The sequence below is a fragment of the Ureibacillus sp. FSL K6-3587 genome (genome assembly GCF_038593165.1).
Classification (GTDB): Bacteria; Bacillota; Bacilli; order Bacillales_A; family Planococcaceae; genus Ureibacillus; species Ureibacillus suwonensis.
The window spans coordinates 97859-114240 of sequence record NZ_CP151969.1 but is presented as its reverse complement, the minus strand read 5'-3'; the positions used below and the strand labels follow the sequence as shown (position 1 = coordinate 114240).

Sequence of the window (16382 nt, the reverse complement as noted above, 5' to 3'; positions counted from 1 at the left end):
CGTGCGAGTTTATACTTTCCAATTGCCAAAGTTTTTAAGCAATCTTACCCGTTCCTGCATCAATTTATTTTCAGGCAGCAATAAAAAGAAAAAAAGAAAAGAATAATATGCGTTATGAAATCATTTCGTTTCATAATCATTCATTGGTTCGGAATATCACCCATCCGGTTTTGGGTGGTATTTTTTTGCAATAAAAAAGTGTAAGTAAAGTGCGCATCAGACGACTTTACTTACACTTTTATATGTGTTTTATTATACACGTTCTACTTTACCTGATTTTAAAGCGCGAGTAGAAACCCAAACACGTTTTGGTTTGCCATCAACTAAGATACGTACTTTTTGAAGGTTTGGTTTCCAAGTACGTTTGTTCGCGTTCATTGCGTGAGAACGTTTATTACCTGTACGAGTTTTACGACCAGTTACAACACATTTTTTTGGCATCTATATTCCCTCCTTACAGATCAATCTGAATAATTCCTCAGTGCGAGTATTCACATACCATAATAATTTAACATAGACAAACAATCTATGCAACTCTTTTCAGGAAAGGATTCAAGAAAAATTACTTTACAGCGGTGAAATAAAAATAAGGAAAAAGGAAAATCTAATCATTAGCCGGCAAAATTTCGCAAACATCGACAAAACTGGCTGGAAAACCGTGATGAACTGGACGATTCTCAACGTTATCTTTTATAATCAAATTTTGTGTAGTACAATTAATTTAGTTAAAATGAGCCAAGGAGGCAGTATCATGTCAATCGAAATCAGAAATGATTATGGCCAAATTGATATTTCCAATGATGTAATCGCTCAGATTGCGGGTGGAGCGGCGACTGAATGTTACGGTGTTGTAGGAATGGCGAGCAAACACCAAATTCGTGACGGTTTAACAGAAATATTGAGAAAAGAAAATTTTGCTAAAGGTGTCATTGTCCGCCAGGATGGGGAAGACCTGCACATCGATATGTATATTATTGTCAGCTACGGGACAAAAATCTCCGAAGTGGCTTATCAAGTCCAATCAAAAGTAAAATATACCATTAACAAGACATTAGGTTTGAACGTAAAATCCGTGAACATATTTGTTCAAGGCGTTCGAGTAATGAACGGTGAATAGAGGAGGATATTAATCAACATGAAGTTATTAGACGGAACAAAATTTGCGGAGATGGTCCAAATGGGGTCGCACCATCTGACTCAGAATGCAGATTTTGTAGATTCATTAAACGTATTTCCTGTGCCGGATGGCGATACAGGGACCAATATGAATTTATCGATGATTTCCGGGGCAAAAGAAACGCAGGCAAATGCCCAAAATCATATCGGCAAAACCGCTCAAAGCTTGGCAAAAGGATTATTGATGGGAGCCCGTGGAAATTCAGGGGTGATTTTATCCCAATTATTCCGCGGTTTCGGAAAATATTTGGAAAAAGAAAGCGAAATTAATGCAAAACAATTCGCACAAGCCTTTCAAGCTGGAGTGGACGCGGCCTACAAAGCGGTAATGAAGCCTGTGGAAGGAACGATTTTAACTGTTGCCCGCGAAGCGGCTGCCAAAGGTGTGGAAACGGCAGAGCATGAAGACAATATTGTGAAAGTAATGGAAGCGATTGTAGAAGAAGCTAAAAACTCCTTGCAGCGCACGCCGAATTTGCTTCCTGTGTTAAAAGAAGTAGGGGTTGTGGACAGCGGCGGGCAAGGCCTTGTCATCATTTATGAAGGTTTCTTGGCATCTCTAAAAGGGGAAGCGCTGCCACAAAAATCGAAAGTTGATAATTTGGAAGAATTGGTGAATGCAGAGCACCATCGTGCCCAGGAATTCATGAGCACGGAAGACATCAAATTCGGCTATTGCACTGAAATCATGGTACGGTTTGAACCGGAGAAAGAGCCGTTTGATGAAGGAAAGTTCCGGGAAGATTTGAGCAAACTGGGAGACTCTTTGCTCGTTGTTTCAGATGATGAAATCGTAAAAGTACATATTCATACTGAAACACCTGGAGTTGTTCTGAATGAAGGGCAAAGATATGGAAGCTTAATCAAGATTAAAGTGGACAATATGAGAGAACAGCATTCAGCGATTGTTAATAAGGAGAAGACTGAAAGCCGGCCAAAGGAAAAACATCCGTACGCCGTTGTGACGGTGTCGATGGGTGAGGGAATCAGCGACATGCTGAAGAGCATCGGAGCGTCTTATGTGATTGAAGGCGGCCAAACGATGAACCCTTCCACAGAAGACATTGTAAAAGCGGTAAAAGAAATCGGTGCGGAAAAGGTATTAATTTTGCCTAACAATAAAAATATTATCATGGCTGCTGAACAAGCGGTGGAATTATTGGACATTGAAGCCGCTGTGGTGCCGTCAAAAACGATTCCACAAGGGATGGCGGCAATTCTCGCATTCAATCCAGAAGCATCCGTTGAAGAAAATAAAGAAGCGATGACAGAAGCGATGGCGAGTGTGAAAACAGGTCAGATCACTTGTGCCGTACGGGATACAACCATTGATGGTGTAGAAATTCATAAAGATGATTATATGGCGCTTGCCGATGGAAAAATCATCGACTCTACATCCAATATGCTGGATGCCGCCCGGAATTTATTGTCCCAGCTCGTTGAAGATGATACGGAAATCGTAACGATGATTTACGGTGAAGGAGTATCGGAGGAGGACGTCAACGCCATTGTTGGATTCGTTGAGGAACAATATCCGGATGTGGAATTGGAAATCATTGATGGAAAACAAGCGTTATATCCGTTTATCTTCTCTGTAGAATAAAAAGCGTCTCTAGCAGGGACGTTTTTTTATTTTGACGTAAACCTTCAAACCGGATAAGGAATTTATTATTTTGATAGAAATTGACCGTTCATGTTACACTGAATTCAAACAAAGAAAAGCTGCGAACATTTGGAGCGTGAAGTGGTTTTGGGACAAATTGAATTGGAACCCGTTACAAATATAAAAGGTGTGGGATCGGAAACCGCTGAAATATTGAAAGAAATGGGGATTCACCATTTGCGGGATCTGCTCATGTATTTTCCATTCCGTTATGAAGATTTTCGAATAAAAGATTTGGTTGAAACCCCCCATAACGAACAAGTGACGATCGAAGCAAGAGTGGAAAGTCAGCCTCTCGTCTTTTTTATGGGACGCAACAAGTCAAGACTGCAAGTGAGCGTATTGGCTGGACGGCATATTGTTAAAGTGGTTTTCTTTAACCAACATTATTTGAAGGACCGGCTGACACCCGGAACGATCATTACCGTATCCGGAAAATGGGATCGGGGTCGGCAAACGATTACCGCATCCAGCGTGAGATTCGGACCGAAAGAGAACGGCCAAGATTTTGAACCCGTCTACCGGTTGAGAGGCAATTTGCATCAAAACCGGTTCCGCAAGTTTATGAGGCAGGCGCTTGATCTGTCAAAAGATCAATTGGTTGAAAATCTGCCAAAAGGTTTGAGAGAACAATATAAACTTTTGGCCATTGATGAGGCGCTGGAAGGGATTCATTTTCCGAGAAGTGCAGATCATTTGAAACAAGCCCGCAGACGATTTGTATACGAAGAACTCCTGATGTTCCAACTGCGTATTCAGGCATTGCGGAAAACAAGGAAAGAACAGGAAAAAGGGATTGCCATCCAATATGACTTGCAGAAATTGAAGGAATTTATAAGCCAGATCCCTTTCGAATTGACGAATGCCCAAAAACGGGTCGTCAATGAAATTTGCCGGGATCTAAAGTCCCCTTATCGTATGAACCGCCTTTTGCAAGGGGATGTCGGTTCCGGTAAAACAATCGTTGCCGCAATCGCCCTTTATGCTTGTGTGACTGCCGGTTACCAAGGGGCTTTGATGGCTCCTACGGAAATTTTGGCTGAGCAGCATTTTGCATCCCTTCAAAGTTTATATCAACCGATGGGAGTGAACATTGCGCTGCTTACAGGCTCCACAAAGACGAAGGAACGGAAGCGGATTTTGGAGCAGTTGGAAAAGGGCGAAATTCAAGTGATTATTGGAACCCATGCCCTCATTCAGCCGGATGTGACCTTCCATCAATTAGGATTTGTCATTACCGATGAGCAGCACCGCTTTGGGGTGGAACAGCGGAGAATATTGCGCGATAAAGGGATGCATCCGGATGTGCTCTTTATGACGGCCACGCCAATTCCGAGGACGCTTGCGATTACAGCCTTTGGGGAAATGGATGTTTCCGTCATCGATGAAATGCCTTCGGGACGCAAGCAGATTGAAACCCATTGGATGAAAAAAGAGCAGCTGAATGCGTGCTTGACGAAGATGGAAATGGAGCTGAAAAAAGGCCGCCAAGCCTATGTGATTTGCCCGCTGATCGAAGAGTCCGAAAAGATTGATGTGCAAAATGCGGTGGAAGTTTATGAACAATTAAGAACGATTTTTGGCGGACGCTACGAAGTGGGCCTTATGCATGGCCGGCTTCCTTCAGATGAAAAAGATCATGTGATGCGGGCGTTTAAAGATGGAAAAATCCATGTGCTTGTTTCCACAACGGTCGTTGAGGTGGGGGTGAACGTGCCGAATGCGAGCTTCATGTTGATTTATGATGCGGACCGGTTTGGGCTTGCCCAGCTTCACCAGTTGCGCGGCCGGGTTGGGCGCGGAAATTATCAATCCTATTGCGTGTTGCTTGCAAATCCCAAATCCGAAGAAGGAATCGAACGGATGAAAAGCATGACCAAAATCACGGACGGTTTCCGATTGGCCGAAAAGGATTTGGAATTGCGTGGCCCTGGGGATTTCTTCGGTAAACGGCAAAGCGGCTTGCCAGAGTTTAAGCTGGCAGATTTGGTGCATGATTACCGCGTGTTGGAAGTGGCCCGCAATGATGCGGCAAAACTCGTCTATGACGAGCGCTTCTGGCTGGAAGATGAATATGAGCATTTACGAAAAATGTTGGAAGCATCCGGGGCATTAAGCGGAGAAAGAATCGATTAAGTGCAAACCTCTCCATTCAATTGCCTAAATTAAGCGGAACTGCGTTGGCGGATGGAATTAAATTCAATGGGAGAACGTAACAATTCGTTGTTGCGTTCTTTTTTATGGAAATGTATACTGGTGTTAGTACCAAGTGCTAATATGGGATAGGAAGTAGGTGGCGAATGTTGATGAAAAAATCGAAGAAAGAGCGGCAACAGTTACTGTTAGAAACGATTGAGGAAAATCCATTCGTCACGGATGAACAATTGGCTGCGAAATTTGGCGTGAGCGTTCAGACGATTCGCCTTGATCGGATGGAACTTTCGATTCCGGAACTGAGAGAACGGATTAAAGATGTCGCAGAAAGAAATCTTGAAAACGAAGTAAAATCGTTGCCTATTGATGAAGTGATAGGTGAAATCATCGATATCGAACTGGATAAAAGGGCGATATCCATTTTTGATGTAAAAAAAGAACATGTCTTTCAAAGAAATGGCATCGCACGGGGGCATCATTTGTTTGCCCAGGCAAACTCCCTTTGCGTTGCAGTGATCGATGATGAACTCGCATTGACGGTCCGGGCAAATGTGGTATTCTTAAAACCTGTTCGTGCAGGAGATCGTGTTGTTACGAAAGCCATTGTTCGAGAAACCAATAAAGAAAAAAACCGAACGTATATCGATGTCATCTCAACGGTAAATAATGAACCTGTGTTTAAAGGCGAATTCGAAATGTATCGCACGAAAGGTGAAGGTGAACAAAAATGAAAATCGCAATTGACGGTATGGGTGGGGACCATGCACCGAAAGCCATAGTAGAAGGCGTCAATGAGGCATTAAAAGATTTCCCCAATATTGAAATACAACTATTTGGAAAAAAAGAAGAGTTGGAGAAATATATTGTACAAAACGAGCGGGTGGAAATCATTCACTGTGAAGAGGTGATCACAGGCGACGATGAGCCGGTCCGTTCCGTCCGCCGGAAAAAAGATTCATCCATGACACGGATGTTGGAAGCTGTACATGAAGGGAAAGCGGATGCCTGCATTTCTGCAGGAAATACAGGGGCGTATATGTCCGGCGGATTGTTTAAAGTTGGCCGCATTGATGGCGTGTTAAGACCGGCCCTTGCAACAACGCTGCCGACAATCGATGGCAAGGGATTTTTAATGCTGGATTTAGGCGCCAATGCGGAAGCGAAACCTGAAAATCTTGTCCAATTTGCCATCATGGGAAATATCTATGCCAAAAAGGTGAGAGGCATCGAGAAACCCCGTGTCGGGTTGTTGAATATCGGAACGGAAGAACACAAAGGAAATGAATTGACCAAATCGGTATATGAGAAATTGCAACAAGCGGATTTGCATTTCGTCGGCAACGTGGAAGCCCGCGATTTGCTTGATGGAGTTGCGGATGTCGTTGTAACGGATGGTTTTACCGGCAATATGGTGTTAAAGTCCATCGAAGGCACGGCAGGAGCGTTAATGAAGATGATAAAAGATGTGTTCATGGCTTCTGCCAAAGGGAAACTGGCTGCATTGCTCGTGAAAAATGAATTGAAAGGGTTAAAAAATAAACTGGATTATTCCGAACATGGCGGCGCATTGCTGTTCGGTCTGCAGGCCCCAGTTGTAAAAGCCCATGGTTCCTCTGACTCGAGAGCGATTTACAATACAATCCGTCAAGCGGCGACGATGGTCGAACATGACATTGTCAACGTCATGAAGAAAGCGATATTGGAAAGTCAAAAAGAACAAGAGTAAAGGAGACGGCAAATGTCAAAAATAGCATTTATTTTTCCAGGACAAGGCTCCCAAAAGGTGGGAATGGGGGCGGAACTTGTAGCGAATGATGAAGCGTGCAAAGCTTTTTATGATCGTGCGGATCAAGCTTTGAATTTTAAACTGTCCAAATATATGCTGGAAGGTCCGCAAGAAGAATTGACTTTAACGTATCATGCGCAACCGGCCCTTTTGACAACCGGCGTCATGATTGCATCCAAGTTGATCGAAGCGGGAATCACTCCTGACTATACGGCCGGACATTCTTTAGGGGAATATGGTTCTTTCGTCATCGCTGAATCCCTTTCCTTTGAAGATGCGGTCAAAATCGTTCATAAGCGCGGCCTTTATATGAATGAAGCGGTGCCGGCGGGGCTTGGTGCCATGGCGGCCATATTAGGGATGGAAGAAGAGCCGTTAAAAGGAGTTTGCGCTGAAATCACCGAAGGCGGGGATTTGGTTCAGCTTGCCAACTTGAATTGCCCAGGTCAAATCGTAATTTCCGGTACAAAAGAAGGGGTGGAAAAGGCTTCCCAATTAGCGAAAGAACGTGGAGCGAAAAGAGCGATTCCACTCGATGTGAGCGGTCCTTTCCATTGCGAATTGATGAAACCTGCCGCTGTTCAACTGGAAAAAGAAATTGAACAAGTGGCCATTTCCCAGCCGAAAATTCCAATCATCAACAATGTACATGCTGAAATTCTGGAAGATGTGGAATCCATTAAAAAAGAAATGGTGGAACAAGTATATAGCCCGGTGCAATGGGAACGGGATGTCCGCAAAATGTTGGAATTGGGTGTAACGACATTTATCGAATGCGGCCCGGGAAAAGTGCTCTCCGGCCTTGTTCGTAAAATCGACCGCTCAGCGAAAACCTATTGTGTCTATGATGAAGCAACTTTTGAGGAAGTTGTGAAGGAATTAAAGGGGTGAAAATATGGGAAAATTAGAAGGAAAAACAGCAGTGGTGACAGGAGCTTCCAGAGGAATCGGACGAGCGATCGCTTTGGAGCTGGCAAAAGAAGGGGCCAATGTGGTCGTTAACTACAGCGGAAGCAAAGAAAAAGCGGAAGAAGTGGTGGAAGAAATTTTAAAAATGGGTCAAAAAGCCATTGCCGTCCAGGCAAATGTTGCGGATAATGAATCCGTACAAAACTTGATGAAAACGGCATTGGATGAATTTGGATCCATCGATATCCTCGTCAACAATGCCGGAATTACCCGGGATAATTTGTTGATGCGCATGAAAGAAGATGAATGGGATGACGTCATTGAGACGAATTTGAAGGGCGTATTCCTTTGCACAAAAGCGGTTACACGTCAAATGATGAAACAGCGTTCCGGCCGCATCATCAACATCGCCTCTGTTGTAGGTGTAACCGGTAATGCCGGACAAGCCAATTATACGGCTGCCAAAGCCGGTGTGATCGGATTGACAAAAACGACGGCAAGAGAATTGGCATCCAGAAATATTTTAGTCAATGCCGTAGCGCCGGGATTCATCACAACGGAAATGACCGACGCTCTTCCGGAAGATGTGAAAAACACCATGCTTACTCAAATTCCACTCGGAAAATTCGGTCAGCCTGAACATGTGGCAAAAGCCGTCGTATTTTTGGCTTCCGAAGATGCCGAATATATTACCGGCCAGGTTCTCCATGTCGATGGCGGCATCGCAATGTAATCCAAAAGTGAACTGCTTTCCTTTAACATAAATTAGAGGTTTTCACCTTCGTAGAACGAATTTCTCTATGAACAGGAAACACTTTCTTGTATACTATTGAAGGGAGGTGACCGAAGTGAGCACAGTATTAGAACGTGTAACAAAAGTAATCGTTGACCGTCTTGGCGTTGACGAAAGCGAAGTAACGGAAGAAGCATCTTTCCGCGAAGATTTAGGTGCTGATTCATTAGACGTTGTTGAATTAGTAATGGAATTGGAAGATGAATTCGATATGGAAATCTCTGATGAAGATGCAGAAAAAATCGTAACTGTTGGAGATGCAGTTAAGTATATTGAAAGTAAATTAAACTAATCTCAAAGAGGCACATCCCGCGCGTACGTGGTTGATGGGTGCCTCTTTTCATTGCTTAAAATCTTATGAAGAAAATACTAAATGTGTAGTCATTTTGGGTTATAATAAAAATAATGCATTTGAAATGCACAAAAACCACTTTTTATATTTATTCGATGTGAAGATATGGGGATAAACCTTTTGTCCTCATATCTTTACTACTTCGAATAAGTAACATTTACGACATAAACGGATAGGAAGGCAGATTATTCATGACAATCAAAAGAAAAGGAAATCAACAAAAAAATGGTGTATATCCTGAACAAGTGAAACAACAATTCGAAGAGTTGCAAGAACAATTAAATATCTCTTTTCACAATAAAAATTTGTTATATCAGGCATTTACCCATTCATCCTATGTGAATGAGCATCGCAAAAAACATTTTGCCGATAATGAACGTTTGGAATTTTTAGGAGATGCGGTCCTTGAACTTTCCATATCAAAATATTTATTCGAACGTTATCCGCATATGAGCGAAGGGGAATTGACGAAACTTCGGGCATCCATCGTTTGCGAGCCTTCCCTGGTCATCTTCGCCAATGAATTGAATTTTGGAAAGTACGTTCTTTTAGGAAAAGGAGAAGAATTGACAGGTGGAAGAGAACGCCCCGCACTCCTTGCCGATGTGTTTGAATCCTTTATCGGCGCCCTTTATTTGGATCAGGGGCTTGATAAAGTCTTTCAATTTTTGGAAAGAGTCGTGTTCCCGAAAGTGGAAGTCGGTGCTTTTTCGCATGTGATGGATTTTAAAAGTCAACTCCAGGAAATGGTGCAACAATCCAATACCGGCGTTCTGCATTATGAAATTATCGATGAAAGAGGACCGGCCCATAATCGGACATTTGTATCCCGGGTGCTATTAAACGATCAGGAACTTGGCATCGGTCGCGGAAAATCGAAAAAAGAGGCTGAACAACAGGCTGCTCAAAATGCAATGGTTGCATTAAATCAGTCCTTGCACAAGGAGGAATAACATGTTCCTTAAACGGCTTGAAGTAGTAGGTTTCAAATCTTTCGCGGATCGAATCGGCATCGATTTTGTCCCGGGCGTGACGGCCGTTGTCGGTCCGAATGGAAGCGGAAAGAGCAATGTGACCGATGCGATCCGGTGGGTTTTGGGGGAACAATCGGCAAAAAGTTTGCGCGGCTCGAAGATGGAAGATGTGATTTTTGCCGGTAGCGCTTCCAGAAAACCTTTGAACTTTGCGGAGGTTACATTAATTTTAAACAATGAAGATGAAAAAGTCGGTATTCCATTTTCAGAAATCAGTGTAACTAGACGGGTGTACCGCTCAGGAGAAAGCGAATATTTGCTGAACAACCAGCACTGCCGCTTGAAAGACATTACGGATTTATTCATGGATTCCGGATTGGGGAAAGAAGCGTTTTCAATTATTTCCCAAGGCCGTGTGGATGAAATTTTAAACAGCAAACCGGACGACCGTCGAATCATTTTTGAAGAAGCGGCGGGTATTTTAAAATATAAACTGCGAAAGAAAAAGGCAGAACAAAAATTGTTGGAGACCGATGATAATTTAAATCGGGTACTGGACATATTACATGAACTGGATAGCCGCTTGGAACCATTAAAAATTCAAAGTTCCACTGCAAAAGATTATCTTCGCATGACGGAAGAATTGAGGGAATTGGACATTTCTCTCATTGTCCATGATTTGAAACAATATCATGACGAGTTGTCCGCTGTTATGGAAGACCATGATCAGCTGGAACGCGAGGAGCGGAAGAAGGCATCTGAAATTGCCGACCTGCAAATAAAAGTGGATAATCTCCGTGCAACCATTCAACACATTGATTCATCCATTGACGAAATGCAAGAACATTTGGTTGAAGCCAGTGCGGAAGTGGAACGCTGGGAAGGCCGAAAAGCCCTTGTGCAGGAAAAGCGTTCCAATGCGGAAAAGCAGTTCCAACAGTTGCAGCAATCGCTGAAAGAAGCGGAAGCGGAAGAGAAGGAACTGGCAAACAATGAGGAAGAAAACAAGAAATTGTTTGCAATGAAGAAAAATGAAATCCAGCAATTGAAAGCCGTAATCAAACAAATCGATATGTCTCTCAACAGTTCGGTTTCCCAATTGGAACAACAAATAGAAGAGCAAAAAAATCTCTATATCGATTTGTTAAACGAAGAAGCGACGGCGAAGAATGAACTGAAACATATAGAACAACAACTGGCGCAATATGAAGAAACGGAAGAACGGATAAATGACCGCTCGGAAGAAATGTTGAAAAAGTTGGCGCAAGTGTCCAGCGAAAAAAACGGGATTGCGGAGAAGCTGGAAAAACTTAAAAATAAACTGGGCGAAGTATTGGAGCAATACGAACAATTGCAACGTCAACTCAAAGCCGCCACTTCTTCTTATGACGAAAAACAACAAATGCTGTATAAAGCGTATCAGCATCAACAACAATTGAAGTCCAGAAAAGAAGCGATCGAAGAATTGGAATCGGACTATTCCGGCTTCGCTCATGGTGTGAAGGAGATATTGCTTGCAAGAGAGCGTGGAGAATTATCGGGAATTGAAGGCGCCGTTGCAGAACTGTTGAAAGTGGAAGGAAAATATTCCAAAGCGATCGAAACGGCTTTGGGGGCAGCCACCCAACATATCGTCACAAAAACGGAACAGGATGCCCAAAAAGCCATTGGTTGGTTAAAAGCGAAAAAAGCCGGCCGTGCCACTTTCCTCCCAAAAAACGTCATGAAATCCCGGAAGCTGTCCCCTTCCCAAATCGGGCAAGCGTTGAATCACCCGGCATTCATTAGACTCGCCCATGAATTAGTTGGATTTGATGAGCAAAACCGCAATATTGCGGAATACTTGCTCGGCAACGTCCTCGTTGCGGAAAACCTTGAAGGGGCAAGTCAGATTGCCAAATTATGCGGTTATAAATACCGGGTGGTGACGTTGGACGGAGATATCGTCAATGCCGGCGGTTCGCTGACAGGCGGTTCCATGAAGCAACAAAATTCATTGTTTACTAGAAAAGCGGAATTGGAGCAGCTGAAGGCCAATTTAGCCCAAATGGAACAATCCATTTCCCAGGCGGAGAAAACACTTGCAAGAGAAAAAGAATCGTTGACAAACTTGCAAGGACAAGCGGAAATGTTAAAAATGCAATCCGAACAATACCGCCAAGAAGAGATGGAGTTGCATTCCAAATATGTTGAACTGGAATTGGAAGAGAAAAACTTAAAAACTACTGTTAGTTTAGCTTCTTCCGAAAAAAATACCGCTTCATCCAGAAGGGAAGCGTTATTGAAGCAAAAGAGCCAAGTTGAAGAACGCCTTCTCCAATTAAGACGGGAATTGCAGCAAGTAAACGGGAAAGTGGAGCAACTATCAAAGGCGAAAGCAAAAAGCGAAACGGAAAAGGATCTGCTCCGCGAAGAGTCGGCGAAAAAACGTTCAGAGCTTGCGGTATTGCAGGAACAATTGAATCAACTCCAGATTCAAACGGCGGACATTGAGTTGAAACGCTCAAAACTTCTACAACAAATCGACACTATTTCCCGAGAAATTGAATGGATTCAAAATGAGCAGGAAAACGAACTGACGGAAGAAGAAATAACAAAGGCGATTCAAGAATGGATCGAAAAACGGGAACAGTGTTCCTCAACGATTCAGGAAAAAAGGCGGACTCGCATTGACTGTCAGCAGCAACTTGCTCAATTGGATGAACAATTAAAAGAATTGCAAAGAGTTCACAAAGGCTATTTGGAACAATTGCGTTCGATGGATGTGAAGAAAAGCCGCATTGAATTTGAAATCAACCGGCTGAACAATCTTCTGGAAGAACAGTATGAGATTGATTTTGAAGAAGCAAAAAATGAAGCGGTTGAAATGGAAGATGTGGAACACATCCGAAAAAAAGTGAAACTGTTGAAACTCTCCATTGAAGAATTGGGTCCGGTCAATTTAACCGCAATCGAAGAATATGAGCGGGTATTGGAACGGCATACCTTTTTAACGGAACAACGGAATGATTTAATTGAGGCGCAAAACACTCTCAATGAAACGATCCGGGAAATGGATGAAGAAATGGCGACCCGCTTTAAAGAGTCCTTTGATAAGATTCAGCAACAATTCCGGGAAGTGTTCCGGGAATTGTTTGGCGGAGGCCATTCCGATTTGATTTTATTGGACCCTGACAACTTATTGGAAACAGGAATAGAAATTGTCGCCCAACCGCCAGGAAAAAAACTGCAGAGCCTGAGCTTGCTTTCCGGTGGGGAACGGGCTTTGACGGCAATCGCCCTGCTATTTGCCATTTTGAATTCCCGGCCGGTTCCATTTGTCATCTTGGACGAGGTGGAAGCGGCGCTGGACGAAGCAAACGTTGAGCGATATAGCCGATATTTAAGAAAATTGAGCCGGGACACGCAATTTATCGTCATCACCCATCGAAAAGGAACGATGGAAGGAGCCGATGTGTTGTATGGGATTACGATGCAGGAATCCGGCGTGTCAAAACTGGTTTCGGTGAAATTGGAAGATGAAGCAGTACTTGTTGGACAAAGGAGCGAATAAACATGAGCTTTTTTAAACGATTAAAGGAAAAACTAAGCGGTAAAACGGAAGAACAAATACAGCAAGAAACGGTTGAGGAATCAACTGAACAAAATGAGGTTGAAGATGCAGGGCAAGTTATAGAAGAAGAGCCGGCCGGCACAGAAAAAGAAACTGCCCTTGAGGAAACTCAACAGGATGAAGAAATAGCCGGGGAAGAAAAAGAAGAAACGGTGGAGGCGGAAGAAGAAAAGAAACCATCCGCTTGGTCCATTACGCAAAAATTCAAAATGGGTCTTGCAAAAACCCGTGACACGTTCACTTCCAAAGTGAACGATTTAATCGCCCGCTATCGGAAAGTGGATGAAGAGTTTTTTGAAGAGCTGGAAGAAATATTGCTGCAAGCGGATGTCGGATTTGAAACAGTCATGGAGTTGATGGATGAACTTCGCTTTGAAGTGCAGCGCAAAAATATAAAAGATACGGATGGCATTTATGAAATTATTTGCGAAAAATTGGTGGAAATCTATGAACAAGGCGAGGAAGGCATTTCTGAACTGAACTTGCAGCCGGATGGCGAGCTGACGGTCATCTTATTTGTAGGGGTAAATGGTGTTGGGAAAACGACAACAATCGGGAAGCTTGCCCACCGTTTGAAAAAACAAGGGAAAACCGTCATGCTGGCGGCAGGCGATACGTTCCGTGCCGGCGCCATTGAGCAGCTTCAAATTTGGGGAGACCGGGTAGGATGTGAAGTGATCAAACAATCTGAAGGGTCCGACCCTGCTGCGGTCATCTATGATGCCATCAATGCGGCGAAAAAACGCGGTGTAGATGTTTTGATTTGCGATACGGCGGGACGTTTGCAAAATAAAGTGAATTTGATGAAGGAACTGGAAAAAATCCATCGCGTCATTTCCCGTGAAATTCCCAATGCCCCGCATGAAGTGCTTCTTGCCCTTGATGCGACGACCGGCCAAAATGCCTTGATCCAGGCCCAAACTTTCAAAGAAGCAACAAATGTGACGGGAATTGTATTGACAAAACTGGACGGTACAGCAAAAGGCGGTATCGTGTTGGCCATCCGAAACAAACTCAATATTCCGGTGAAATTTGTTGGTTTGGGCGAAAAAATCGACGACTTGCAGCCATTTGATGCGGAACGCTATGTATATGGACTGTTTGCCGATTCATTGGATAAAGAATTGAATAAAGCGGAATAATGGAAAGATGAAGAGGCTGGGACAAAACTAGCTTCTAGATAGGAAAAAGGAGAATTTGAGCCAACTCAAATTCTCCTTTTTCCATTTATCCCCATTATTTTTGGTTAGTTGATCTTTGTTGGCCGTGTATTTTCGTAAATTCACGGCCATTAAGGCAATGCCCATTTCATTTTCCACTTTCGATTTTCCTCGAACGGAAAATCGAGTGAAACGCAAATTAGCCTTCAAGAATCCAAAAACTGGTTCTACGTCTATTTTACGTTGACGGAAAATAGAACCAGCTTTTTCTTCTGAAAGCTTCGCTCTTACATATTCTTTTTGTTGTTCCCATTTTTCATTCACCATGACCTTTCGGTGATTGCCTTCCTTTGCTTTTGTGCATGATGAACGAAATGGACATCCTGAACAGTTTTCACATTCATAGATTTTCAATTCTCGTTTGAAACCAGTCTTATCTGTACGTACAGAACGATAACGGAAGGTTACTCGCTGCTGATTTGGACAAATGTAGGTATCACTTTCTTCGTCGTACATCCAATTGTCTGGATGAAATGGATTTTGTTTATATTTCTTCTTTTGTTCTTTCTCATACATGGTATATGGAATAAGTGCCTCACATTTTCGATTCGAAAGGATGTCCTCATAGTTCTGTTCACTACCATAACCAGCATCTGCGACAATATATTTTGGCAATGGAAAATAATGCTTCTCAATCTCATTCAAGAACGGAATCAATGTACGTGTATCAGTAGGATTTGGAAAGATGCTATAAGCTAGTGCGTATTGACCTTCTGTTGCGATTTGTACATTGTATCCAGCTTTCAATTGACCGTTTTTCATATAGTCGTCTTTCATTCGCATGAACGTTGCATCTTGATCTGTTTTGGAATAACTGTTCCGTTCCCCCAAGATGTCCAAGTCTTTTTGGTATTTTTGTTTTCGTAGAATGAAGTCTATTAATTGTTTGTACGCTTGTTTTGGATATTTTCGTTCGCTTCTTAATGCTTTTCGTTCTGTGGCATCGGGCGATGTTTCTATCTTTTGGTCATATTCCTTAATGACTTCATCGACTTGTTGCACCATTTGAGCGAGTTCTTCAACGGACAGTTCTCCCTCATTTTCCCGCTCCATTTCAGGGATGATTTCTTTTTCTAATAGTTCGTTGTATAACTGATTGGACTTTTCAATTAAGTTTTGGTTGTATTTTTCAATGGATTTCTTCCATACGAAAGTAAATTTATTGGCATTCGCTTCAATCTTCGTACCATCGATAAAAATGGCTTCTTGATCGATTAACTTTTCTTCCACCAGTTGGCAACGGAATTGGACAAAACATTGACGAATTAATTCTTTTACTTCCGGATGCACACGAAAACGATTGATCGTCCGATAACTTGGTTCATATCCTTGTGCCAACCACATCATTCGTATACTGTCCTTTAATAGCGCTTCAATTTTTCGACCTGAAAAGACAGACTGCGAATAGGCACACAAAATAATTTTTAGCATCATGCGTGGATGATAAGCAGGACAACCTGTATTTCGAAGAAACGGCTGGAAGGCTTCATCTGGAATACTTTCAACTAAATGGTGAATGTGGAAGGCAATATCATTTTCTTGTAATTTTATTTCTAAATCTAGAGGCAAAACTAATTGATTCATGTTATAATATTTGAACATAAGGACCCTTCTTTCTGTTAGGTTTTGTCTGCTAACTTAATTTTAACAGAAGAGGTCCTTATTTTTTATTGAAAAAATGAAAAACAGCCCATGAAATTTCATTCCAAAATTTCATGGGCTGTTTCCATTTTAGAGGGGGT

Annotated in this window: 14 protein-coding genes; 12 read left to right on the top strand and 2 right to left on the bottom strand. The window is 42.7% G+C overall.

What is annotated here, in order from left to right:
- The first annotated feature begins 1 nt into the window (after nt 1).
- A complete protein-coding gene (gene spoVM / locus NSS77_RS00575; protein ID WP_342469911.1) occupies nt 2-106 on the top strand; it encodes a stage V sporulation protein SpoVM in 105 nt (34 codons plus the stop codon).
- Between the two features lie 146 nt (nt 107-252).
- On the opposite strand, the gene rpmB is transcribed toward spoVM, so the two are convergent.
- Nucleotides 253-441 (bottom strand): 50S ribosomal protein L28, encoded by a 189-nt coding sequence (gene rpmB, locus NSS77_RS00570; protein ID WP_096550629.1) that lies wholly within the window; start codon nt 439-441, stop codon nt 253-255.
- Between the two features lie 310 nt (nt 442-751).
- On the opposite strand from rpmB, the gene NSS77_RS00565 reads away from it, so the two are divergent.
- The 11 genes from NSS77_RS00565 to ftsY all read left to right on the top strand — a co-directional run bounded on the left by NSS77_RS00565 (nt 752) and on the right by ftsY (nt 14562).
- Nucleotides 752-1117 (top strand): Asp23/Gls24 family envelope stress response protein, encoded by a 366-nt coding sequence (locus NSS77_RS00565; RefSeq protein ID WP_342469910.1) that lies wholly within the window; start codon nt 752-754, stop codon nt 1115-1117.
- 18 nt (nt 1118-1135) lie between these two features.
- Nucleotides 1136-2779, top strand: coding sequence for a DAK2 domain-containing protein (locus NSS77_RS00560; RefSeq protein WP_342469909.1), 1644 nt, complete (start codon nt 1136-1138; stop codon nt 2777-2779).
- A gap of 141 nt (nt 2780-2920) precedes the next feature.
- Nucleotides 2921-4975: an ATP-dependent DNA helicase RecG gene (gene recG / locus NSS77_RS00555; RefSeq protein ID WP_342469908.1), complete on the top strand. Its 2055-nt coding sequence runs from the start codon at nt 2921-2923 to the stop codon at nt 4973-4975.
- 170 nt (nt 4976-5145) lie between these two features.
- A complete protein-coding gene (gene fapR / locus NSS77_RS00550; RefSeq protein ID WP_342469907.1) occupies nt 5146-5724 on the top strand; it encodes a transcription factor FapR in 579 nt (192 codons plus the stop codon).
- Complete coding sequence (gene plsX / locus NSS77_RS00545) at nt 5721-6719, top strand: phosphate acyltransferase PlsX (protein WP_342469906.1); 999 nt, start codon at nt 5721-5723, stop codon at nt 6717-6719. Before fapR ends, plsX begins: the two co-directional genes overlap by 4 nt.
- A gap of 12 nt (nt 6720-6731) precedes the next feature.
- Complete coding sequence (gene fabD / locus NSS77_RS00540; protein ID WP_342469905.1) at nt 6732-7670, top strand: ACP S-malonyltransferase; 939 nt, start codon at nt 6732-6734, stop codon at nt 7668-7670.
- 4 nt (nt 7671-7674) lie between these two features.
- On the top strand, nt 7675-8421 hold the full coding sequence (fabG, locus tag NSS77_RS00535) for a 3-oxoacyl-[acyl-carrier-protein] reductase (protein WP_342469904.1): 747 nt from the start codon (nt 7675-7677) through the stop codon (nt 8419-8421).
- 115 nt (nt 8422-8536) lie between these two features.
- Nucleotides 8537-8773, top strand: a complete 237-nt coding sequence (locus NSS77_RS00530) for an acyl carrier protein (RefSeq protein ID WP_342469903.1) — start codon at nt 8537-8539, stop codon at nt 8771-8773.
- Nucleotides 8774-9024: 251 nt separating this feature from the next.
- Nucleotides 9025-9786, top strand: a complete 762-nt coding sequence (rnc, locus tag NSS77_RS00525; protein ID WP_342469902.1) for a ribonuclease III — start codon at nt 9025-9027, stop codon at nt 9784-9786.
- 1 nt (nt 9787) lies between these two features.
- Nucleotides 9788-13360, top strand: a complete 3573-nt coding sequence (smc, locus tag NSS77_RS00520; RefSeq protein WP_342469901.1) for a chromosome segregation protein SMC — start codon at nt 9788-9790, stop codon at nt 13358-13360.
- Between the two features lie 2 nt (nt 13361-13362).
- Nucleotides 13363-14562: a signal recognition particle-docking protein FtsY gene (ftsY, locus tag NSS77_RS00515; RefSeq protein ID WP_342469900.1), complete on the top strand. Its 1200-nt coding sequence runs from the start codon at nt 13363-13365 to the stop codon at nt 14560-14562.
- Between the two features lie 27 nt (nt 14563-14589).
- Here the strand turns inward: ftsY and NSS77_RS00510 are convergent, their stop codons facing one another.
- Entirely contained in the window at nt 14590-16242 is a 1653-nt protein-coding gene (locus NSS77_RS00510; RefSeq protein ID WP_342468739.1) for an IS1182 family transposase, read from the bottom strand.
- Between the last annotated feature and the right edge of the window lie 140 nt (nt 16243-16382).

Excerpts from the sequence above, each read along its gene's own strand:
- rpmB (WP_096550629.1), bottom strand. The coding sequence starts at position 441 with ATGCCAAAAAAATGTGTTGTAACTGGTCGTAAAACTCGTACAGGTAAT.
- NSS77_RS00565 (WP_342469910.1), top strand. The coding sequence starts at position 752 with ATGTCAATCGAAATCAGAAATGATTATGGCCAAATTGATATTTCCAAT.
- NSS77_RS00560 (WP_342469909.1), top strand. The coding sequence starts at position 1,136 with ATGAAGTTATTAGACGGAACAAAATTTGCGGAGATGGTCCAAATGGGG.
- fapR (WP_342469907.1), top strand. The coding sequence starts at position 5,146 with ATGAAAAAATCGAAGAAAGAGCGGCAACAGTTACTGTTAGAAACGATT.
- plsX (WP_342469906.1), top strand. The coding sequence starts at position 5,721 with ATGAAAATCGCAATTGACGGTATGGGTGGGGACCATGCACCGAAAGCC.
- fabD (WP_342469905.1), top strand. The coding sequence starts at position 6,732 with ATGTCAAAAATAGCATTTATTTTTCCAGGACAAGGCTCCCAAAAGGTG.
- fabG (WP_342469904.1), top strand. The coding sequence starts at position 7,675 with ATGGGAAAATTAGAAGGAAAAACAGCAGTGGTGACAGGAGCTTCCAGA.
- rnc (WP_342469902.1), top strand. The coding sequence starts at position 9,025 with ATGACAATCAAAAGAAAAGGAAATCAACAAAAAAATGGTGTATATCCT.
- smc (WP_342469901.1), top strand. The coding sequence starts at position 9,788 with ATGTTCCTTAAACGGCTTGAAGTAGTAGGTTTCAAATCTTTCGCGGAT.
- ftsY (WP_342469900.1), top strand. The coding sequence starts at position 13,363 with ATGAGCTTTTTTAAACGATTAAAGGAAAAACTAAGCGGTAAAACGGAA.
- NSS77_RS00510 (WP_342468739.1), bottom strand. The coding sequence starts at position 16,242 with ATGTTCAAATATTATAACATGAATCAATTAGTTTTGCCTCTAGATTTA.